At 69.0% G+C, this 20,350-nt stretch carries 16 protein-coding genes; 8 read left to right on the forward strand and 8 right to left on the reverse strand.

The window, feature by feature from the left end; genetic code table 11:
* Positions 1-370 precede the first annotated feature (370 nt).
* Positions 371-2,308, reverse strand: a complete 1,938-nt coding sequence (locus tag ISN38_RS10735) for a M61 family metallopeptidase (RefSeq protein ID WP_206711798.1) — start codon at positions 2,306-2,308, stop codon at positions 371-373.
* 311 nt (positions 2,309-2,619) lie between these two features.
* On the opposite strand from ISN38_RS10735, the gene ISN38_RS10740 reads away from it, so the two are divergent.
* The 3 genes from ISN38_RS10740 (at position 2,620) to ISN38_RS10750 (ending at position 4,701) form a co-directional block, all read left to right on the forward strand.
* On the forward strand, positions 2,620-3,186 hold the full coding sequence (locus tag ISN38_RS10740) for a sugar O-acetyltransferase (RefSeq protein ID WP_058363215.1): 567 nt from the start codon (positions 2,620-2,622) through the stop codon (positions 3,184-3,186).
* A gap of 79 nt (positions 3,187-3,265) precedes the next feature.
* Positions 3,266-3,712, forward strand: coding sequence for a universal stress protein (locus ISN38_RS10745; protein WP_003467027.1), 447 nt, complete (start codon positions 3,266-3,268; stop codon positions 3,710-3,712).
* Positions 3,713-4,308: 596 nt separating this feature from the next.
* A complete protein-coding gene (locus ISN38_RS10750; protein ID WP_038237049.1) occupies positions 4,309-4,701 on the forward strand; it encodes a hypothetical protein in 393 nt (130 codons plus the stop codon).
* A gap of 94 nt (positions 4,702-4,795) precedes the next feature.
* Here ISN38_RS10750 and ISN38_RS10755 read toward each other — a convergent pair whose 3' ends face one another.
* Positions 4,796-5,083: a DUF2782 domain-containing protein gene (locus ISN38_RS10755; protein WP_003467029.1), complete on the reverse strand. Its 288-nt coding sequence runs from the start codon at positions 5,081-5,083 to the stop codon at positions 4,796-4,798.
* A gap of 281 nt (positions 5,084-5,364) precedes the next feature.
* On the opposite strand from ISN38_RS10755, the gene polA reads away from it, so the two are divergent.
* Both polA and ISN38_RS10765 read left to right on the forward strand, forming a co-directional pair.
* Entirely contained in the window at positions 5,365-8,133 is a 2,769-nt protein-coding gene (gene polA / locus ISN38_RS10760; protein ID WP_003467030.1) for a DNA polymerase I, read from the forward strand.
* A gap of 654 nt (positions 8,134-8,787) precedes the next feature.
* Positions 8,788-9,267 carry a DUF421 domain-containing protein gene (locus tag ISN38_RS10765; protein WP_003467032.1) on the forward strand — a complete coding sequence of 160 codons (480 nt, stop codon included), beginning with the start codon at positions 8,788-8,790 and terminating at the stop codon, positions 9,265-9,267.
* A 123-nt stretch (positions 9,268-9,390) separates the two neighbouring features.
* On the opposite strand, the gene ISN38_RS10770 is transcribed toward ISN38_RS10765, so the two are convergent.
* From ISN38_RS10770 to ISN38_RS10790, 5 genes are all read right to left on the reverse strand, one after another.
* Positions 9,391-9,657, reverse strand: a complete 267-nt coding sequence (locus tag ISN38_RS10770) for a DUF2164 domain-containing protein (protein ID WP_003467037.1) — start codon at positions 9,655-9,657, stop codon at positions 9,391-9,393.
* A complete protein-coding gene (hemF, locus tag ISN38_RS10775) occupies positions 9,654-10,553 on the reverse strand; it encodes an oxygen-dependent coproporphyrinogen oxidase (protein ID WP_003467039.1) in 900 nt (299 codons plus the stop codon). Before hemF ends, ISN38_RS10770 begins: the two co-directional genes overlap by 4 nt.
* A gap of 433 nt (positions 10,554-10,986) precedes the next feature.
* Positions 10,987-12,138 carry an LLM class flavin-dependent oxidoreductase gene (locus ISN38_RS10780; protein ID WP_230811854.1) on the reverse strand — a complete coding sequence of 384 codons (1,152 nt, stop codon included), beginning with the start codon at positions 12,136-12,138 and terminating at the stop codon, positions 10,987-10,989.
* 309 nt (positions 12,139-12,447) lie between these two features.
* The gene (locus ISN38_RS10785; RefSeq protein WP_003467043.1) at positions 12,448-13,011 is read right to left on the reverse strand and encodes a hypothetical protein; all 564 of its coding nucleotides are present in this window, start codon (positions 13,009-13,011) and stop codon (positions 12,448-12,450) included.
* A 210-nt stretch (positions 13,012-13,221) separates the two neighbouring features.
* On the reverse strand, positions 13,222-15,603 hold the full coding sequence (locus tag ISN38_RS10790) for a S9 family peptidase (RefSeq protein WP_108085260.1): 2,382 nt from the start codon (positions 15,601-15,603) through the stop codon (positions 13,222-13,224).
* A 280-nt stretch (positions 15,604-15,883) separates the two neighbouring features.
* On the opposite strand from ISN38_RS10790, the gene ISN38_RS10795 reads away from it, so the two are divergent.
* The 3 genes from ISN38_RS10795 to ISN38_RS10805 all read left to right on the forward strand — a co-directional run bounded on the left by ISN38_RS10795 (position 15,884) and on the right by ISN38_RS10805 (position 19,798).
* On the forward strand, positions 15,884-17,284 hold the full coding sequence (locus ISN38_RS10795) for a cytochrome ubiquinol oxidase subunit I (RefSeq protein WP_003470215.1): 1,401 nt from the start codon (positions 15,884-15,886) through the stop codon (positions 17,282-17,284).
* Complete coding sequence (gene cydB, locus ISN38_RS10800; RefSeq protein WP_003470214.1) at positions 17,284-18,300, forward strand: cytochrome d ubiquinol oxidase subunit II; 1,017 nt, start codon at positions 17,284-17,286, stop codon at positions 18,298-18,300. The genes ISN38_RS10795 and cydB overlap by 1 nt, the downstream gene beginning before the upstream one ends.
* A gap of 136 nt (positions 18,301-18,436) precedes the next feature.
* Complete coding sequence (locus ISN38_RS10805) at positions 18,437-19,798, forward strand: AMP-binding protein (RefSeq protein WP_003470213.1); 1,362 nt, start codon at positions 18,437-18,439, stop codon at positions 19,796-19,798.
* A gap of 55 nt (positions 19,799-19,853) precedes the next feature.
* On the opposite strand, the gene ISN38_RS10810 is transcribed toward ISN38_RS10805, so the two are convergent.
* Entirely contained in the window at positions 19,854-20,318 is a 465-nt protein-coding gene (locus ISN38_RS10810; protein ID WP_230939190.1) for a hypothetical protein, read from the reverse strand.
* Positions 20,319-20,350: the final 32 nt, after the last annotated feature.

A 20,350-nucleotide genomic window follows, 5' to 3' on the forward strand; every position in this document is an offset into this window, starting at 1 on the left:
CTACCATTCCCAGCCGCCTGCCAACAAGCGCGGCCCGGTCAGGGGAGGGCGTTCATTCCCAGAAGCTGCACTTGCGCGCCAGCTCTTCGCCGCCGGCGAAATGCCCAGCCAGTTCCCCGAAACCCACCGCGCCGACGACGCTGGAGGCGGGGCCTGCTGCGCCAAGGCAATGTGCACCTGGTCGGCGGCCATCCGCACCTGGCCGATCGACGGCGCACCGGCCCTGCCGTCGGCGCACTGCACGCGGCGGACGGTGTCCACGCCCGGGCGCGCGAGGCGCGGCCGCTTCACGGAGGCGGGGTCAGGCAGGTTCTGCCATGGCCGCCTGTCCACGCGCTGGCGGCCGGTGCGGAACCGGCCGCCGGCGGCGTCAACGGCGCGCGGCGATGATCTGGCTCAAGCTGTCCGGCGTGCCGTCCACCCGCACCAGGTGCGGGTATTGCAGGCCGTCGTGGTAATTCACCTCCACGCTGCGCACGCCGCCCTGGAACTTCAGCATCAGCACGATCGGCGCGGTGCCGCCCCTGGCCTCGGCAATGGCCTGCTTGAGCGCATCGTGCGTGTACTCCTGGCCGTTGACCGCTAGCAGCGTGGCGCCGCTGCTGATGCCGGCCTTGAACGCGGGGCCGTCCCAGACCACGTCGTTGATGCTGGCATCGTCGTTCATCACCAGGCCCAGCGACCAGGCGAAGTTGTAGCGGTGGCGCGCCGACTGGTGGCGGCTGTCGTACTGCTTCTCGAACGCGCTGGGCTGGTCGGTATAGACCAGCTTCCAGCCGCTGGCCTGCAGCCCTTCCAGCAGCGGCGGGCTCACCGCATCCACGCGCGGCGCGAGGTAGCCGGCCCAGTCGAACGCGGCCACGCCATTGAGCGCGGCCACCACGTCGTCGAAGGTGTAGGTCCTGACCGTGTGGCTGCCATCGTCCACGCCGAAGAAGGCCTTGGCGAAATCGTCCAGCGACTTGCGGCCGTGGCTGAGCGCGCGTAGCTTGGCATCCACCGCCAGCCACAGCATCTGCCCGCCGCTGTAGTAGTCCTCGCTCATCTGCCAGCTGCGGTACGGCAGCGGCGCGCGATGCGCGGCGGTGGGATCGTTGGTGGTGTCTTCCAGCGAACGCCACTGGAAGCCTTCGCGGTTGCGGTCGTAGTTGGCCGCGGTCATCGCCAGCGCATCGCGGAACTGCTCCGGCGTCCACATCCCGGCGCGCGCGGTGAGCACATAGCCCCAATACTGGGTCTGCCCCTCGTAGACCCACAGCAGCGAATCGCCCATCGGCACGTTGAAGGTGGGCGTCCACAGATCGGCCGGACGCCGGAACTTGCCGTTCCAGGAATGCGTGTACTCGTGCGCCAGCAGATCGCGGTCGGGCGCGTTGTCGGCCCAGGCGCTGAAGTAGTCCGCCTCCAGCCCGTTCTCGCTGGACTGGTGGTGCTCCAGGCCGTTGCCGCCGAGCACGTCGGACAGCGAGAACAGGAAATCGTAGTGGTCGTAGTGGTGCGCGCCGAACAGCTTCAGCGCCTGCACCGCCAGGTTGCGGTGCGCCTGCAGCTGCGCAGGGGTGATCTCCAGCGACGCCTGGGTATCGGCAATGACGTCCAGATGCACCGGCGCGCCGCCCGGTGGGGTGAGATCCACGCGCTTGAAATAGCGCCCGGCGTAGATCGGCGAATCGACCAGCGTCTCGAAATCCACCGGCTTGAAGGTGGTGCTGGCGCCGGACTGCGTTGCGGTCTCCAGCGCGGTGCCGAACTGCCATCCCGCCGGCAGGGTCACGCTGGGCAGCACGCTGATGCCGTGCGTGTAGTGCCCGGCCGGATACAGCGCCAGCTTGTTCCATTCCAGCTGCAGCATCCTGTCGGTCATCTCGAAGCCGTCGTCGCGCGGCGACAGGTACTGGAAACGGGCCTCGATCGCGGACACGCCCGGCGGCACGTCCACATGGAAGGTGTAGACATCGAAGGTGTCGCGGCGCCACGCCAGCGGCGCGCCGTTGGCGGTGAGCGTCAGCCCGGCCAGCATCGCCACCGGCCCGCTCGGCGAATGGTCGCCGGGGATCCACTGCGGATACTGCAGCGTCAGCCGCCCGGGCGCGACCGGGATGGTTTCGCGCACCCGGTAGATGCCCTGGCGCACGTCGCCGGCATCCACCTGCAGCGCGATGCTGCCGGGGTAGGGCGTGTCCTGCGGCGCCGGCACCTCCGGCATGCGCAGGATCTGCGCGCCGGCCGTGCCTGCGATTGCCAGGCAAACGCCCAGGGCCAGGGCCGAGCAGGCGCGGCGGGGAGTAGGAATGGCGGCGACGTACATGCGGGCGCTCCGGCGGCTTGGAAGTGGGAAGGGCGAGCGCGCGACGTTAGCACTTGCGGGGCGCGCTTGGTGCGGCTGCCGGGAGTGCGGTTGCACCGTGGTCACGTCTTTGCGTGGTCTGGGGGATGGCGCGCCCGGGCGATGCACCGGTCGCGACGTTGCGCGGCGCTGCGTCGAAGTCGTGGTCGCGCGGCATGACGATCAGCGCACACCGACACGCCGCGCCGCACAGGGTCCGGCTTATCGTCATCCTGTTGGGCCCGTCACGCCGCGATGCGATGATCCCCGTCCACATCGCCTGGGAGGGCAGGATGCGTAGCGAGAAAGACAAGATGCTGGTCGGTGAGCCGTATCGCCCCGGCGATGCGCAGTTGCAGGCCGATCACGCCGCGGCCAAGGCGTGGATGCTGCGCTACAACGCGGCATCGGCCGAGCCGCCGGCGCGGCGGCGCGACTTGCTGGCCGAGCGCTTGGGCGCGGTCGGGCATGGGGCGGTGGTGCGGCCGCCGTTCCATTGCGACTACGGCTACAACATTTTTCTTGGCGAGGACGTGTTCCTCAACTTCAATTGCGTGATCCTGGATGTCTGCAAGGTCAGCATCGGCGACGGCACGCAGATCGGGCCGGCGGTGCAGCTGTATGCGGCCGACCATCCACGCGATGCGGCGCAGCGTGCGGCCGGGCTGGAATTCGGCCGGCCGCTGACGATCGGCCGCAATGTCTGGATCGGCGGCGGAGCGATCGTGCTGCCGGGGGTGACGATTGGCGACGATGCGGTGATCGGCGCGGGCAGTGTGGTCACCCGCGACGTACCCGCCGGCGCACGCGTGGCCGGCAATCCGGCCCGGCCGCTGGCGTCGCGTCCGTCCGCACATTGATCCGGGTCAAGGCGCGGCGTTTACGCCGGGTGTGCAATGGTGTCCGTGCCGCCGCAGGCGGCGTTACCGGAGTACGCACATGTACCAGCGCATCCTGATTGCCACCGACGGTTCCGAGTTGTCCGACAAGGGTTTGCAGCAGGGGCTGGCGCTGGCCGCCAGGCTCGGCGCGAACGTGGACATCGTCACCGTCTCCGAGCCCTGGGCGATGGGCATGTACGACGCGATGGGCTGGAGTGTGGGCTACGAGGCCACGCCCGAGTACCGGCAGGACCGCGAGGACGGGGCGCAGAAGATCCTGGCACCGGCGCTCGCCGCGGCTGCCGCGGCCGGCGTCACCGCGCATGGCTGCCACGTGCTCGACCGTTACGCGGCCGAGGGCATCATCGACATCGCCACCGCGCACCAGTGCGACCTGATCGTGATGACCTCGCATGGTCGCCGCGGCATGAGCCGGGTGCTGCTCGGCAGCCAGACCGCCGAGGTGCTGGCGCACAGCCACGTGCCGGTGCTGGTGATTCGTTGAGGCAGCGGGTTTCTGGACACTGCGTCCTGTCCTGTAGGAGCGGCTTCAGCCGCGACAGAAATCCACACGTCAGCGGCAGATCGGCAGATCTGTCGCGGCTGAAGCCGCTCCTACAGGGAGTGGCCGCGGCGCCGGCTGCACCGGAGTGCGCACAACGCCACATCGGGATGTAAAGGCCGTGGCGTTGGCATGGCGCCGCGCGGCACGCCTTGCGCCATTGCGCCTGGACATGCCGAAACAGGCCTGGACGCTGCGCTGGCGTTGCCGCTTCGAGGCCAAGCCCATTGCGTACAGCAGCCAGGCCAGGCTGCACTGCGGCTGCAGCGCAGTAGCGCGGACCCCACACGAACGCTCGGCTGCGCGCCGTCGCGTGCGCATGCGCCATGCGCCAGCCGTCGCTGAGGCCAGCGGCGGTCTTCGGCCCCGCGGCAGCGAAGAATCAGGTTTGCACCGATGGTCCGGCATGCGCCCTGCGCCGACGCTGGCTGCCAAGGACGCCACCCGCCGCTGGTACACCGCCGGCAGCGCACGCCTCCAGACATCGCGCCGCCGCATCCGGCGATCGGCGCCCGCCACAACCTGCGAGGAGATCGTGCATGAACGTCAATACGGAAGGCTCACGTCGCCAACGGCAAATGGAAATCCGGTGCGACGGCGCGGTCAGCGGCGACGGCAAGCAGCAGCATTCGGAAATCGGCGTCTACAACGCGCTTGGGGCGAAAGCGGCGGCCGGGCCGTTGCTGATCGTGCAGGATGCGTTTCCCTGCGCGGTCTGCGATGCCGCCTTCACCAAGCAGCGGCTGCCGCTGCTGGTCAAGGTCACCGCGAACAACGGCGCCTATCCGGCCGACCACGGCCTGGGCCAGAAACCGGCGGCGAGCATCTATGCGTACTCTCTGTGGTACCACAACCGGGTCAAGCCCGCCGGTACGGTCACGGCACCGGCGGGCTTCCCGGCGATCCCGGCCTTCGCCGCGATCACGCTCTAGTCTGCGCGGCGGCCTCTTCATATCCGGCAGACCCGGATCGTTGCGCTTGCGTCAGCTCCGCGTCCCGGGTGGCGCCGGCTGCAGACGCGGCCGGCTACCAGCTATACAGCTTCCAGTACACCGGCGACACGTTGTCCTTGTTGCCGTCCATGTGCCCGTCGCCGTTCTGGTCGTACAGGTAGTAGGCCGGGGCATTGACCGGGGTCACCTTGACCGCGCGCAGCTGGCCGGAGACCCGGTATTCGTCCACGCTGTCGCCGTTGCCCATCGTGCGGTGGGTGACGTCCGCGCCGCGGACATCCACCGGCGGGCTGTCGGGGCCGATCCCGGTCGAGGCGCAGCCGGCCAGCAGCAACAGCGGAACCAGCATCAGGGCTTTCATCGCAGCATTCTCCACAGCCTAAAGGCGTCGCCCCCGATTATGCGCCGCGCCGCCGCATTCGGCGCGCGATGGACGGCGACGCGTACCCTTCTCCCACCGGGACCATGGCCCTCTTTTCGGGGGGCGGTCGCCCGCAGGGGCGGATGAGGGTCCGGGCGAAGCCTCGTGCATTGAACTCAGCGAGACGCTTCCGCGCCGCACCCTCACCCCAGCCCCTCTCCAGGGGGAGAGGGGCTCAGGCGCTCCCGAGCCCCGAGGCCGGCGCAGCGTAGAATTGCCCGATGAGCCGATTAGTCCTGATCGACGGGTCCAGTTACCTGTATCGCGCGTTCCACGCGCTTCCCCCGCTGACCAACCCCGCCGGCGAGCCCACCGGCGCGCTGTTCGGCGTGGTCAACATGCTGCGCGCCACCTTGAAGGAGCGCCCGGAGTACGTCGCCTTCGTGGTCGATGCGCCGGGCAAGACCTTCCGCGACGACCTTTACGCGCAGTACAAGGCCAACCGCCCGCCGATGCCCGACGAACTGCGTGCGCAGGTCGAGCCGATGTGCCAGATCGTGCATGCGCTGGGCATCAGCATCCTGCGCGAGGGCGGGGTGGAGGCCGATGACGTGATCGGCACGCTGGCCCTGCAGGGCGCCGGCGACGGCCTGGACGTGACCATCTCCACCGGCGACAAGGACTTTGCCCAGCTGGTGCGCCCCGGCGTGCAGCTGGTCAACACCATGAGCGGTAGCCGCATGGACTCCGACGCGGCGGTGATGGAGAAGTTCGGCGTGTGGCCGAGCCAGATCGTCGATCTGCTGGCGCTGATGGGCGACGCCATCGACAACGTGCCCGGCGTGGACAAGTGCGGGCCCAAGACCGCGGCCAAGTGGCTGGCCGAATACGGCTCGCTGGACGGGGTCATGGCCAATGCCGATGCGATCAAAGGCAAGATCGGCGAGAACCTGCGCGCGGCGCTGGCGCGGCTGCCGCTGAACCGCGAACTGGTCACGATCAAGACCGACGTGGCCCTGCCTGGCGGCCCGCGCACGCTGGGCCTGCGCGAGCAGGACCCGGAGCAGCTGCGCGGCCTGTACCAGCGCTACGGCTTCACCCAGGCGCTGCGCGACCTGGACGGCGGGGTGGCGGCCCCGGCCGGCGCCGCCGAGGTCACCCCCAGCCTGCGCGGCACCGCCGCCGGCTATGCCCGCGCTGCCGCGCCGATCGACGCCACATTGGACCCGGCGTTGGCCGCCAAGGGCGAATACACCGCGATCATGACCCCGGCGCAGCTCGAGGACTTGCTCGCGCGCCTGCGCGCGGCCGACGGCTTCGCCTTCGATACCGAGACCGACGCGCTGGACGCGATGCGCGCCAACCTGGTCGGGCTCAGCTTCGCGATCGAACCGGGCCGTGCCGACTACCTGCCGCTGGGCCACGACTACCCCGGCGCGCCGGCGCAGCTGGACCGGACCCTCGCGCTGGCGGCGCTGAAACCGCTGCTGGAGGACGCGGCCAAGCCCAAGATCGGCCAGCACGGCAAGTACGACCTGCACGTGCTGCGCCGCCACGGCGTGGACGTGCGCGGCTATGCCGACGACACCATGCTGGAGAGCTTCGTGCTCAATTCCACCGCCAGCCGCCACGACATGGATTCGCTGGCGCGGCGCTACCTGGGCTACGAGACGGTCAAATACGAGGACGTGGCCGGCAAGGGCGCCAAGCAGATCGCGTTCTCGCAGGTGGCCATCGACGACGCCACCGGCTACGCCGCCGAGGACGCCGACATCACCCTGCGCCTGCACCGCGCGCTGTCCGCGCAGCTGGATGCCGAACCGGCGCTGGCCAGCGTCTACCGCGACATCGAGATGCCGCTGGTGCCGGTGTTGACCCGCATCGAGGCCAATGGCGTGTGCGTGGACATGGCCGAACTGCGCAGGCAGAGCCAGGACCTGAGCCAGCGCATGCTCGCCGCGCAGCAGAAGGCCACTGCGCTGGCCGGGCGCACCTTCAACCTGGACTCGCCCAAGCAGCTGCAGGCGGTGCTGTTCGACGAACTGAAACTGCCGGCGCTGATGAAGACCCCCAAAGGCCAGCCCAGCACCAACGAAGAGGCGCTGGAGGCGATCGCCGAGCAGCACGAACTGCCGCGGGTGATCCTGGACTACCGCGGCCTGGCCAAGCTGCGCAGCACCTACACCGACAAGCTGCCGGACATGATCAATCCCGACACTGGCCGCGTGCACACCAGTTACCACCAGGCCGGCGCGGCCACCGGGCGGTTGTCCTCGGCCGATCCGAACCTGCAGAACATCCCGATCCGCACCGACGACGGCCGCCGCATCCGCCGCGCCTTCGTCGCCCCGCCCGGGCGCAAGCTGATCGCCTGCGACTACTCGCAGATCGAACTGCGGATCATGGCCCACCTGTCCGAGGACTCGGGCCTGCTGCGCGCCTTCGGCGCCGGCGTGGACGTGCACCGCGCCACCGCCGCCGAAGTGTTCGGGCGCAAGCTGGAAGACGTCACGAGCAACGAACGCCGCGCCGCCAAGGCGATCAATTTCGGCCTGATGTACGGCATGAGCGCGTTCGGCCTGGCCCGCAACCTGGGCATCGGCCGCGGCGAGGCGCAGGACTATGTGGCGCTGTACTTCAGCCGCTACCCGGCGGTGCGCGACTTCATGGAGCGCATGCGCGAACAGGCGCGCAGCCAGGGTTACGTGGAGACCCTGTTCGGCCGCCGCCTGTACCTGAACGACATCAACGCCAAGCAGCAGGGGCTGCGCGCCGGCGCCGAGCGCGCCGCGATCAACGCGCCGATGCAGGGCACCGCCGCGGACATCATCAAGCGCGCGATGGTAACCGTGGACGCCTGGCTGGAGCAGCACCGCGAACGCGCGCTGATGATCCTGCAGGTGCACGACGAACTGGTGTTCGAGGCCGACGCCGACTTCGTCGACACCTTGCTGCCGGAAGTGACCCGGCGGATGGCCGCCGCCGCCGAACTGAAGGTGCCGCTGGTGGTGGATAGCGGCGTCGGCGACAACTGGGACGAGGCACACTAGTCTTTACTCGGGACTCGGGACTCGGGACTCGGGACTCGGGACGGCGGGCAGGTGCCGCGAACGGCACAGCCGGGTGGTTGGGCCGCGCGCCTGAACGTCTTTATGCGTTGCCAGGCATGCCCCCGGCGCAAGAATCGCCCGCGGCGAAGGGACGACCGCCGCGCCGGCGTCCACGCCTGGATCGCCGGCGTCGCTCGAATGCGGATCGGGACCGGATCGATGCTGGAGCATTGACGCACCAAAAGGCGAGCAGCGCGCGGTTTCGGGATTCACTCCGCATCGCAAACCAGCGGCTGCCGCGTCCTTGTGCACCGATCCGTCCTATAAAAAGCAGTTGTTCCTGGAACCCTGCGTTGCCTGGAATTTTGCGAATGAATCGGTCCTTAATTCGATGAATTTTTAACTGAAATCTTCACGAACTAGCAAGGTGCAAAATGTTTTTATATTCCTCGACAGGCGCAATACCTGTCGCGGATCTCCTCCCATCCCCTGGAGCAGATCCAGGAACGGCGACTCCTCCCCAAGTCTCCGTTCCCTGGCCCCGCCGACCTCCCCCTGGTCCGCGGGGCTTTTTATTGGGTCCTGGAAAATCCAGTGCACTGCCATCGCCAGCGGCGTAAGGTCGCGGCTCCACCCAATCCTGCGAGCCGTGCGATGCCCGATCTTTTTCATCTGTCGATGCCATGGTGGGAATTCATTTTCCGCGCGGTGGTGGTATATGCGGCGGTGCTGACCATGGTGCGGGTGTCGGGCAAGCGCGCGATGGGGCAATTGACGCCGTTCGACATGCTGCTGATCGTGCTGCTCGGCAATGCGGTGCAGAACGCGCTGCTGGGCCAGGACACCTCGCTCGGCGGCGGCCTGTTGCTGGCGGCGACGCTGATTACGCTGAACTTCGGGGTCGGCCTGATCACCTCGCGCAGCGATCGCGCCGAACGCCTGATCGAAGGCGAGCCGGTGGTGCTGGCGCGCGACGGCCACGTGTTCCGCCAGGTGCTGCGCCGCGAACTGGTCAGCAACGCCGACTTCGAGGCGGCGATGCGCCAGCAGGGCTGCCCGGGCCTGGACAACGTGCGCCTGGCGCTGCTGGAGACCAACGGCCACATCACCATCCTGACCACCAAGGACGGTTGAGCGGGCAGCGCCCCGGCGCTTGGCGGCACTGCCTGTAGGAGCGGCTTCAGCCGCGACCGGGCGTTACCGGGAAAGCTCCGGTCGCGGCTGAAGCCGCTCCTACAGGAAGCGGCGTCACCGCGGCTAGCGGCGCGGCTCGGTCGGTTGCTCCAACTGGTAGAGCGCGTCGTCCAGCGCCTCCCACTGGGTGGTCAACTGCGCACGCGCGTCCTGCAAGCCGCGGTTGTAGAAGTGCGCGCCGATGCGCTCGGCGACGAAATCGAGCAGGAATTGCGCCTCGAAGCCGCCGATCTCCTGCTGCAGCTCCTCGCGCAGATAGCGTTGCAGCTGCTCGGCGATGCGTGCCTTGTCCTCGCGCCCCAGGACGCTCGCCAGCAACGGCGCGCTCATGCCAGCCAGTCGCGCGGCACCAGGTACTCGGCCAGGCGCGCCTCGGCGCTGCCGGGTTCGGGCTGGAAGCCGTATTCCCAGCGCACCCGCGGTGGCAGGCTCATCAGGATGCTCTCGCTGCGGCCGCCGCTCTGCAGGCCGAACAGGGTGCCGCGGTCGTAGACCAGGTTGAACTCGACGTAGCGTCCGCGCCGGTACAGCTGGAACTCGCGTTCGCGCTCGCCCCACGGCAGCGCGCGGCGGCGCTCGAGGATCGGCAGGTAGGCGTCCAGGAAGCCGTCGCCGACCGCGCGCTGGTAGGCGAAGTCGCGTTCGAAGTCGGCGTGCAGGTCGTCGAAGAACAACCCGCCCACGCCGCGGGTCTCGTTGCGGTGCTTGAGGAAGAAGTATTCGTCGCACCAGCGCTTGTGCGCGGCATAGCGGTCCTCGCCGAACGGCGCGCACAGCGCCTGCGCGGTGCGGTGCCAATGGCGCACGTCCTCGTCGAACGGGTAGTACGGGGTCAGGTCGAAGCCGCCGCCGAACCACCAGGCCACGGTCTGGCCGTCGCGCTCGGCGCGGAAGAAGCGCACGTTGGTGTGGGTGGTGGGCAGGTAGGGGCTGTGCGGGTGGAACACCAGCGACACGCCGGTGGCGCGCCACGAGGCGCCGGCCAGTTCCGGCCGGTTGGCGCTGGCCGAAGGCGGCAGGCGCGTGCCGGACACGTCGGAGAAGCCGATCCCGGCCTGCTCGAACAGCGCGCCGTCGCGCAGGATGCGGGTGCGTCCGCCGCCGCCCTCCGCCCGCTGCCACAGGTCTTCGGCGAAACGGGCGCGGCCGTCGGCGGCCTCGATGGCGGCGCAGATGCGGTCCTGCAATCCGGTGAGATAGTCGCGGACTCTGTCGAAATCGTGCATGGGCGCATTCTAAGCGGTCGCCGCCGTGGCGTCTGCACGCCGTGATGCTGTGCATGGGCGGCCGCGCCGGACGCGACCATCACGCTGCCGCACCGCGGCATGCGCGCAGCGCGGCCATGCCTAATGCCTTGGAGAACGTGTCCAGCAGCACCGGGCGCCGGCCGGCGCGCACGGGTCCTCCACGTCGTCCACGGAGGCTTCGTCCACGACCAAGCTCGCGCCATGGCGCGGCGCAGTTGCTTTTCGGATAGCGCCCGGAATGGGCTTCCAGTTCCTGTTGCAACAGTGTGGTGATGCCGGGGGCGGACCGTAGGACGATTCGTTCAGATGCAGGCGCAGCAGCTGCTCGCCTGCGGCGAAGCCGCCGTTGTCGTCGACCAAGCGGCCGGTGGGCGACACCATGGGGCAATCCTGTTGGGGAGGTGCTTGGCGGTCAGGCAGGGGCGGCGTTCAGTGCCGGTATCACCTGTTCTCCGAACAGGCGGTAGGAGGTCTGTACCGCGTCGCGGTCTTGGCGATGGCCGGCGAAGAAGCCGACGATGTTGCCGGCACCGGTGGCGTGCAGCTGGGCGCGGATCTGCTCGCCGACGTCGTCGGGGCTGCCGGAGATGATGTCCTCGTCCAGGATCGACGGCATCTGCGCCTGTGCGGCCTTCGCGTGCGCCAGGGCATGTGCGCGGCTGTCGGCGACGAAGATGCAGCGGCGGATCGCCAGCTGCTCGCGGCTTTCCGCTCGCCCGGCCCGTTCCGCCGCCTGCCGGTAGGCATCGAACAGCTGTACGATCTGCGCGGTGGGCAGGAAGCCGGTGCAGACCTTGTGGCCGCGGCGGGCCGCCTCTGCCGCCGCGTCAGGGCTGCGCACCGTGGCCCAGATGGGGGGCGCCGGCTGTTGCAGCGGGCGTGGCACGATGAGCAGGTTGTCGAACGACCAGTACCGCCCCCGATGCGACAGGCCTGGGCTGTGCAGCGCTTGCTCGATGATATCCAGGGCTTCGCAGTACATCGGCGCGATATCGTCCTCGCCGATGCCGACCGCAACTGCCTCGCGCGGATTGGAGCCGCGGGCCACTCCGATCTCCAAACGGCCCTGGCTGAGTTGGTCGAGGACGCCGATTTCCTCGAGCAAACGCCATGGGTGCCACATCGGCAATACCCAGCCCAGTACGCCGATGCGCAGGCGACGGGTGCGCGCCGCGACGCTGGCCGCCAGCAGTCCCGGCGCTGGGCAGGCGCGCGCGCCGCTGAAGTGGTGTTCGCTGAAGAAGATGCCGTGGAAGCCTTGCGATTCGGCCTGTGTCCACGTCTCGCTGCGCCATGCGTATTCGTCGCTGCATAACGAGGCATCGAAATGCAGGGGGTTCTCGTCGGAAGCGATGTTCAGTTGTTCGAAAATCCATGACTTGATCATGCAGGCCTTTACGGAGGGAAGGAGAACGGTCATGAAGACCGCACGCACGATTGCCCCTTGCCGCGTGGCGAAGGCTTGCGGCTGCCAAAACTCTCCGAGGGGACGAAGCGCCAGCGGGCGAGGGGAGCGCGGCGCGTTTTCAATGCAGCCGTTACTTTTGCACGCGGCGCGGCGCACGCGGGGCGCTATAAGTCACACATAGCTCGCGCAGTCGGATTTGTCTCGCTATTACGACGGCGCTGCATGCGCCAGCGGCTGCTGCGCGCGCTCGCCGTGGCGTATCGACACAGCGCTTTGGCCAATCGGGGCTGGTCGCCAGGAGCGCACGCAATCTGCAGGAAGATGCGCCATGCAGGGTCGAGCTGCGTGGGATCGGCAAGCGGACTCATGCCGCCGTCGAACGTAGCCGATTGCCCGCGATCAGGCGCAAATCCGTTGCAGCATCACCGCGGACTCGATGCTGCCTGCCGTGGCGGTGGCGTGCGCTCAGCGGCGGAATTCGGCGCGGATCGTTGGCCGGTACAACTGGTAGACGATCCAGCCGTGCAGCGCGGCGAAGACCAGGGAGGTCGCCGTGGCAGTGGCCATGCTGATCATGCGTCCGGTCTGCAGCTGGCCAAGCAACTGCGCGCCGTCGGCGCGATGCCGCATCGCGTCGGGCAGCATCTGCTGCATCGCGCCGAAGAATTGCCATAGCAGCGGCAGGCTGGCGAAGTTAGCCAGGGCGGTGACGACCAGGAAGGCGACGAAGCTCAGCCGTGCCCATTCGCGCCGTTGCTGCAGTCCCCACGCGGAGGCGCTGAACAGCAGCGCCAACAGCGCCGATAGCAGCGACAGGGCCAGCATGTGGTCCAGGCACCATTGCAGCAGCGCCGGCAGGGGGATGCCGATGCGCAGCACCACCGCTTGCAGCGCGCCATCGGGCAGCAGCGCCAGTACCGCCAACTGGACCAGCGCGTACAGCAGCCAGGCCACGCCGACCAGCAGCGAGATCTTCGCCATCGTGTCGATCATCGGGTTGCGGGCGGTGGGCAGGGGCGGTGGCGGCATCAGCGGTCCTTCGGTGGAGTGACGCAGCGGGGGCGCCGCAAAGCGTTCGGCAAGGATAGGGCGGGTTGCTGCCGGCGCAAGCGAGCTGCGTCCCTACCGGGAAGCCGGCGTGTCGCTTGTCGCGGCTGAAGCCGCTCCTACAAGAGCCTCCGGGTTGCGCAGGCAGCCTGTGTAGGAGCGGCTTCAGCCGCGACCGCTCGCCAGGCAGCCCTACTTCAACTGCTGCTCGAATAGCTTCAGCACCCGCTTGTATTCGTCCAGCCACGAATCGGCGCGGGTGAAGCCGTGCCGTTCCAGCGGGTACGGGGCGATCTCCCAGTTGTCCTTGTGCAGCTCGATCAGCTTCTGGCTCATGCTCACCGAATCGCGGAAGAACACGTTGTCGTCGATCATGCCGTGGGCGATCAGCAGGTGGCCGCGCAGGCCGGCGGCGTATTCGATCGGCGAGGAGGCGCGGTAGGCCTGCGGGTCCAGCTCCGGGGTGTTGAGGATGTTGGCGGTGTACTCGTGGTTGTACTGGGTCCAGTCGCCGACCGGGCGCAGCGCGGCGCCGGCCTTGAACGTGCCGGGGCTGCGGAACAGCGCCATGTAGGTCAGGAAGCCGCCGTAGGAGCCGCCGTAGATGCCGGCGCGGTCGCGGTCGCCCTGCTTGTCGGCGACCAGCCAGTCCAGGCCGTCCAGGTAATCGTCCAGTTCCGGATGGCCCATGTTGCGGTAGATCGCGGTGCGCCAGTCGCGGCCGTAGCCGGCGCTGGCTCGGTAGTCCAGGTCGAGCACCACGTAGCCCTTCTGCACCAGCAGGTTGTGGAACATCTGCTCGCGGAAGTACGGGGTGTAGCGCGCCGACACGTTCTGCAGGTAACCGGCGCCGTGCACGAACATCACGATCGGGTAGCGCTTGCCGGGTTCGGGATGCTGCGGGCCGTAGTACTTGCCCCAGACCACGCCGGCGCCGTGCCTGGACGGCACCTGCACGTACTGCGGCTGCATCCAGGCGCGCGCCTTGAACGCAGCGCTGCGCGTGTCGGTGAGGGTGCGCGCGCTGCCGCCGGCCACCGGCACTACCGCCAGCTGCGGCGGCAGGTAGCTGCCCGAATAGCGCACCAGCAACTGCTGGCCGTCCGGCGACAGCGCGAAGTCTTCCACGCCGTCGAGCGCGGTCAGCTCGCTGATGCGGTCGTCGCGCAGGTCGAGCTTGCAGATCTCGTAGTCACCCGGCCATTTGCGGTTGCACAGGAACAGAAAGCCCTGGCCGTCGGCGGTCACCACCGGCGCGGAGACTTCCCACTTGCCCGAAGTGCGCTGCCGCGGCGTGTCGGTGCCGCGCTGGGTGTACAGGTGCGCATAGCCGGATTGCTCGGACAGCAGCCACAGCGTCTGGTTGTCGGGCAGCCAGCCGAAGTCGTTGAAGCTCCAGCCGATCCAGGCCGCGTCGGTGAGGCGGTGGCGGTTGCGCAGGGTGGCCTTGTCCAGATCGACGCTGGCGATCCAGCGGTCCTTGTTGTCGACCGCGCGCAGCATCACCGCGACATTGCGGCCGTCGGCGCTCCAGTGCAGCGCCGGACCGGCGCCGTCGTCGTCGGTCTCCACGCGGATCGCGCGCGGCCCTTTCAGCGGTTCCTGTTTGGCCGCCTTGCGCAATGCCGCCAGCGGATCGGCGTCGATGCCAGGCAGGCCAGCCACGTCGAGCTTGCGCGCGCTGCCGGCGACCACGTCCACCAGCCACAGGGTCTGCGCCAGCGGCGGATTGCGGCCGACGCGGGTGCGCGCTTCCTGGAATTCCTCGTAGCCCGATTCGGTCACGTACCTTGGCATCTTGCCGTCGCGGCCTTCGTCGCCGTCCTTGGCGTGGGTGACCACCAGCAGGTGGCGGCCGTCCGGCGACAGCGCACTGTCGTCGATGGCCACGTCCTCGTCCAGGTACACCGGCGCCGGCGCGCGGCTGCCGTCGGCGCGGCGCCAGGCCTGCTCCTGCTGCCGCGCCAGTTCGCGCTGCGCGCGATCGCGGGCCAGGGTTTCCAGGGTGCGCAGTTGCTGCTCGCGCAGCGCATCGGGCTTGGGCGCGGCGTCGGGATCGCGCTCGGCCTTGAGCACCGCCGCCTGCTGCGTGCCGCCGCCGGCGCTCCAGCGGTACCAGTCGTTGCCGACCCGCCACAGCGCGCCGCCGTCGGTACTGAACTGCGGGCGCGCCGCGGCCTCGTTGCTGCGGGTCAGCTGGGTCAGTGCGCCGCTGCGCAGGTCGCGCAGGAACACGTCGCCGTTGCGCACGAACAGCATGCGTTCGCGGCGCGCGTCGTAGACAGGATCGGCCGCATCCAGCGTGCTGCGCTGGGTGTCCTCGACACGCTGCGCGGCGGCGCCATCGACGCTCTGCCGGTAGGTGTCGCGCACCGGGCTGCCGGCGCGCTTGAGCTGGTACTGCACCTGGCGCCCGTCCCAGGCCCACCAGGCCGCTTCGACCGGCGGCCCGATCCAGTCCGGATCGGCCATCGCCTGCTCGATCGTCAATGGGGTAGCGGCGTCCTGCGCGACGGCCAGCGGCGCCAGGCAGGACAGGGACAGCAACACAAGGCACAAGCGGACGCGACGCATCTGGATTCCGGACGAACGGGAAGCGGCGAGGGTAGCAGCCGCGGCGCGGCGGCGACTGCGCCGTTGGTCATGGGGTCGCGACCGGGGACCCGGGGGTGTGCGCGAGGGCGCTGCATTCTTGCTTTGCTTCAGGAAAGAAGCTGCTTCGAGCCGCTTGACCATGCTTCCTGCTCCGGCACGGTCCCCGGTCCCCGCCACCCCTGCGACAACCCGTCACACGCAATTTCACGACCGGGGGCTAACAATGGCGCTCAGTTACGGTTTCCCGAGCGAACGTGCCATGGACGCAGTGCTGCTCTCGCGTATCCAGTTCGGATTCGTCATCAGTTTCCACGTGTTGTTTCCTGCCTTCACCATCGGCCTGTCGAGCTGGCTGGCGTTCCTGGAATGGCGCTGGCTGCGCACCCGCGACACGCTGTGGCGCGATCTGTATTTCTTCTGGCTGAAGATCTTCGCGGTGTCGTTCGGCATGGGCGTGGTCAGCGGCATCGTGATGAGCTTCCAGTTCGGCACCAACTGGTCGGTGCTCAGCGAGCGCGCCGGCAATATCCTCGGCCCGCTGCTCAGCTACGAGGTGCTGACCGCGTTCTTCCTGGAGGCCTCGTTCCTGGGGGTGATGCTGTTCGGCTGGCGCAAGGTGCCGGAGAAATTGCATTTCCTGGCCACCTGCCTGGTCGCGCTGGGGACGCTGATCTCCACGTTCTGGATCCTGTCGGCCAATAGCTGGCTGCACACGCCGGCCGGCTACGCCATCGTCGATGGCGTGTTCCAGCCAGCGCACTGGCGCGAGGTGATCTTCAATCCGTCGTTCCCGTACCGGCTGACGCACATGGTGCTGGCCGCGTTCATCACCACCTGCTTCGTGATCGGCGGGGTCAGCGGCTGGTACATGCGCCGCGGCGTGCATGTGGACGTGGCGGGGCGGATGCTGAAGCTGGCGGTGGCGTTCGCCGCGATCGCGGTGCCGCTGCAGATCGCCGCCGGCGACGCGCACGGCCTGAACACGCTCGAGCACCAGCCGATGAAGGTGGCGGCGATGGAGGCGCACTGGCATGGCGAGGCGCCCGGTGCCGGCGTGCCGCTGGTGCTGTTCGCGGTGCCCAACGAGCAGGCCGCGCGCAACGACTACGAGGTCAAGATTCCGCGCGTGGGCAGCCTGATCCTGACCCATACCCTGGATGGCGAGATCGCGCCGCTGACCTCGGTGCCGGTCGACGAGCGGCCGCCGGTGACGCCGTTGTTCTACGCGTTCCGGATCATGGTCGGGCTGGGCATGGCCATGCTCCTGCTGGCGTTCGTGTCGCTGTGGTTCTGGTGGCGCGGCACGCTGTTGCGGCGGCGCTGGCTGCACGTGGCCTGGAACGCGATGCTGCCGGCCGGGTTCGTGGCCTTGCTGGCCGGCTGGTTCGTCACCGAGATCGGGCGCCAGCCGTACGTGATCTACGGCCTGCTGCGCACCCGCGATGCGGTCAGCGCGATCAGCCCGGCGATGGTGTGGGTGTCGCTGGGCGTCTACGTGGCCGCGTATGCCTTCGTGTTCGGCTTCGGCGGCTGGTACATCGTGAAGATGCTGCGCAAGGGGCCGCTGCCGCACGAGCCCGAGCCGCACCTGCACGATGGCGACAAGACGCCGGCGCGGCCGATTTCGGCGGCCGACGATGACCTCGAGGAGACGCGCTGATGGACATGGCCACCGTGCTGCCGGTGATCTGGTTCGGAGTGATCGGCTTCGGCGTGCTGATGTACGTGCTGCTGGACGGCTTCGTGCTCGGCCTGGGCATCCTCGCCCCGTTCGCTGAGGACGAGGCGCAGCTCGACCTGATGATGAACACCGCCGCGCCGATCTGGGACGGCAACGAGACCTGGCTGGTGCTCGGCGGCGCCGGCCTGCTGGCGGCGTTCCCCAAGGCCTATGCGTTGATCCTGTCGGCGCTGTACCTGCCGGTGCTGCTGATGCTGATCGCGCTGGTGTTCCGCGGCGTGGCGTTCGAGTTCCGCTTCAAGGCGCACCGTTCCAAGTACCTGTGGGGGTGGGCGTTCGCGCTGGGCTCGCTGTGCGCGGCGTTCTGGCAGGGCGTGATCCTCGGCGCGCTGGTCGAGGGCATGCCGCTGCAGGGCGGCAAGTACCTGGGCGGCGTGCTCGGCTGGTTCAGCCCGTTCTCGATGCTGACCGGCGCGGCGGTGGTGTTCGGCTATGCGCTGCTCGGCGGCAGCTGGCTGATCCTGAAGACCGAGGGGCCGATGCAGCGCGTGGCGCGTTCGCTGACCCGGCCGCTGGTGCTGGTGGTGGTGGTGTTCATGGGCCTGGTCAGCGCCTGGCTGCCGTTCCTGGATTCGCGGATCATGGCGCGCTGGTTCCACGGCGGCAATTTCTGGTGGCTGTCGCCGGTGCCGCTGCTGGTGCTGGTCAACGCGTTCGCGCTGTGGCGCGCGGCGATGGCGCAGGGGCGTGATGCGCGCCCGTTCGTGCTGACGCTGTGCTTTTTCGTGCTCGGTTTCTTCGGCCTGGTGCTGGGCATCTGGCCGAACATCGTGCCGCCGGGGCTGACCATCTGGGAAGCGGCCTCGCCGCCGTCCTCGCAGGGCTTCGTGCTGGCTGGGCTGGCGGTGCTGCTGCCGGTGATCCTGGGCTATACCGCCTGGTCGTACCGGGTGTTCCGCGGCAAGATCACCGCCGACAGCGGCTATCACCACTGAGTGCCGTAGCGTCGGCGCGGCGCTTGCCGCGAGCGCGTGAGCGGCACGCCCTGCTTGCCAGCGGCGGCGGCGGCGGCCAAGCTACGGACTCGCGCCGCCCGTTGCGGGCCAGTCGCCCACCGAGCCGTCGCCACGCATGCCTGCCGCCTCTTCTGCCGTTTCCACGCCACTGCTGCATCCGCTTGCGGTCGGCGACCTGCACCGTCCGCTCGCCTACGCTGGCGGCCAGCACATCGACCTGGCCACGTTCCTCGGCCATGTGCGCGGGCTGGCCGCGGTGCTGCCACCGGGCCGGCATGCGCTGAACCTGTGCGAGGACCGCTACCGGTTCATGGTCGCGTTCTGCGCGGTGGCGCTGCGCGGGCAAACCTCGCTCTTGCCGTCCTCGCGCGCGCCGGCGGTGGTGGTCGAGGTGCAGCGCAGCCACGCCGACAGCTATTGCCTGGGCGACCTACTGTTGCCCGAACCGCCGCCGCGCTACTGGCAGCTGCCCGAACCGTTGCCGAGCCTGGACGGCGCCATGCCGCAGCTGGCGGACGACGCGCTGGTCGCGATCGGCTTCACCTCCGGCAGCACCGGCGCGCCGAAACCCAATCCCAAGACCTGGGGCAACTTCCTGACCAGCACCCGCCAGGATCTGTTGGCGCTGGTCGGACTGTGGGACGCGGACGCGGTGCCGCAGGTGGTGGCCACGGTGCCGCCGCAGCACATGTACGGCATGGAGCTGTCGGTGCTGATGCCGCTGGTGACGCCGCTGGCGGTGCACGCCGGGCGGCCGTTCTTCCCCGATGACGTGGCGCGCGCGCTGGCGCAGGTGCCGGCGCCGCGGCTGCTGGTGACCACCCCGGTGCACCTGCGCGCGCTGGTCGATTCCGGCGTCGTCTTGCCGCCGTTGGCCGGCATCGTCTCGGCCACCGCGCCGTTGGCGCAGGAACTGGCCGCCGCCGCCGAGACCCGCTTCGGCGGCGAAGTGCGCGAGATGTTCGGTTCCACCGAGACCTGCGTGTTCGCCAGCCGCCGCACCGCCTGCGAAGCGCCGTGGACGCCGCTGCCCGGCGTGCGCGTGGCGCCGCAGCCCGACGGCACGCTGGTGCACGCGCCGCACCTGCCGCAGCCGGTGCTGCTCGCCGACCTGATGGAAGTGGACGCCGACGGCCGCTTCCAGGTCCGCGGACGCCAGGCCGACCTGCTGGAGATCGCCGGCAAGCGCGCCTCGCTGGCCGACCTGACCCGGCGCTTGCTGGCCGTGCCGGGCGTGGTCGACGGCGCGATGCTGCAGTTGGAGCCCGAACCCGGCCAGGCGGTCGGCCGCATCGCGGCCGTTGTGGTCGCGCCGACCCTGGACGAAGCCGCGATCCTGGACATATTGCGCCGCGAACTGGATCCGGTGTTCCTGCCGCGCCGCCTGCGCAAGCTCGACGCCTTGCCGCGCAACGAAACCGGAAAGCTGCCGCGCGATCGGTTACTGGCGCTGTTGGTGGGCGAGCGCGAGGGCTGAGCTGCGGGCCGGCGCTGCGCCGATCACGCGGCGCTGATTTCTTATCGTGTCCGTGTCAGGGCGGGTTATGAATAAAGACCAATCCCGGACTGGAGTTCAGCTTCGATCCGGTCGTTCCAGGTTCTTCGCCCGATATGACAGACGTCTGCCATACCTTCGCCACGAGGCGCTCCAGGTCCACCGGCACGCGCGCATCCATCGCGACCACGCTCCCCAGTCCCACCGGTCCGGCGTACTGCGCAAGCATGTCCTGCGGCAGTTCTTTCAACGGATGCGCAGCATGATGGGCGCCGGCCGCCGCGTGATCCCGAAAGCGTCTGGCGGTTTCGTCGGCGCCGCAGTGGCAGTGAACCTCGACGATGACGGCGTCCAGACCGGCCAGTTTGTCGCGTTCGTACGCGCTGCGAGGCAGGAAGTTGGCTTCCAGCACCGCTGTGCGGCGCATGGCGCGCCAGCCACCAGAGAGGTTCCATCGCCGCGCCGCCAATCCGGCGCGACGCGGCGAGATCGCCGCCGCCATCGCCGAGGGCGTCGGTCAGCGTTTCCTTGATG

Source organism: Xanthomonas translucens pv. undulosa, assembly GCF_017301775.1.
Classification (GTDB): Bacteria; Pseudomonadota; Gammaproteobacteria; order Xanthomonadales; family Xanthomonadaceae; genus Xanthomonas_A; species Xanthomonas_A translucens.

What these genes read in the sequence shown, in the direction of transcription:
- ISN38_RS10735 (WP_206711798.1), bottom strand. Translation starts at nt 2,308, where the DNA reads ATGTACGTCGCCGCCATTCCTACTCCCCGCCGCGCCTGCTCGGCCCTG.
- ISN38_RS10740 (WP_058363215.1), top strand. Translation starts at nt 2,620, where the DNA reads ATGCGTAGCGAGAAAGACAAGATGCTGGTCGGTGAGCCGTATCGCCCC.
- ISN38_RS10745 (WP_003467027.1), top strand. Translation starts at nt 3,266, where the DNA reads ATGTACCAGCGCATCCTGATTGCCACCGACGGTTCCGAGTTGTCCGAC.
- ISN38_RS10750 (WP_038237049.1), top strand. Translation starts at nt 4,309, where the DNA reads ATGAACGTCAATACGGAAGGCTCACGTCGCCAACGGCAAATGGAAATC.
- ISN38_RS10755 (WP_003467029.1), bottom strand. Translation starts at nt 5,083, where the DNA reads ATGAAAGCCCTGATGCTGGTTCCGCTGTTGCTGCTGGCCGGCTGCGCC.
- polA (WP_003467030.1), top strand. Translation starts at nt 5,365, where the DNA reads ATGAGCCGATTAGTCCTGATCGACGGGTCCAGTTACCTGTATCGCGCG.
- ISN38_RS10765 (WP_003467032.1), top strand. Translation starts at nt 8,788, where the DNA reads ATGCCCGATCTTTTTCATCTGTCGATGCCATGGTGGGAATTCATTTTC.
- ISN38_RS10770 (WP_003467037.1), bottom strand. Translation starts at nt 9,657, where the DNA reads ATGAGCGCGCCGTTGCTGGCGAGCGTCCTGGGGCGCGAGGACAAGGCA.
- hemF (WP_003467039.1), bottom strand. Translation starts at nt 10,553, where the DNA reads ATGCACGATTTCGACAGAGTCCGCGACTATCTCACCGGATTGCAGGAC.
- ISN38_RS10785 (WP_003467043.1), bottom strand. Translation starts at nt 13,011, where the DNA reads ATGCCGCCACCGCCCCTGCCCACCGCCCGCAACCCGATGATCGACACG.
- ISN38_RS10790 (WP_108085260.1), bottom strand. Translation starts at nt 15,603, where the DNA reads ATGCGTCGCGTCCGCTTGTGCCTTGTGTTGCTGTCCCTGTCCTGCCTG.
- ISN38_RS10795 (WP_003470215.1), top strand. Translation starts at nt 15,884, where the DNA reads ATGGACGCAGTGCTGCTCTCGCGTATCCAGTTCGGATTCGTCATCAGT.
- cydB (WP_003470214.1), top strand. Translation starts at nt 17,284, where the DNA reads ATGGACATGGCCACCGTGCTGCCGGTGATCTGGTTCGGAGTGATCGGC.
- ISN38_RS10805 (WP_003470213.1), top strand. Translation starts at nt 18,437, where the DNA reads ATGCCTGCCGCCTCTTCTGCCGTTTCCACGCCACTGCTGCATCCGCTT.
- ISN38_RS10810 (WP_230939190.1), bottom strand. Translation starts at nt 20,318, where the DNA reads ATGGCGGCGGCGATCTCGCCGCGTCGCGCCGGATTGGCGGCGCGGCGA.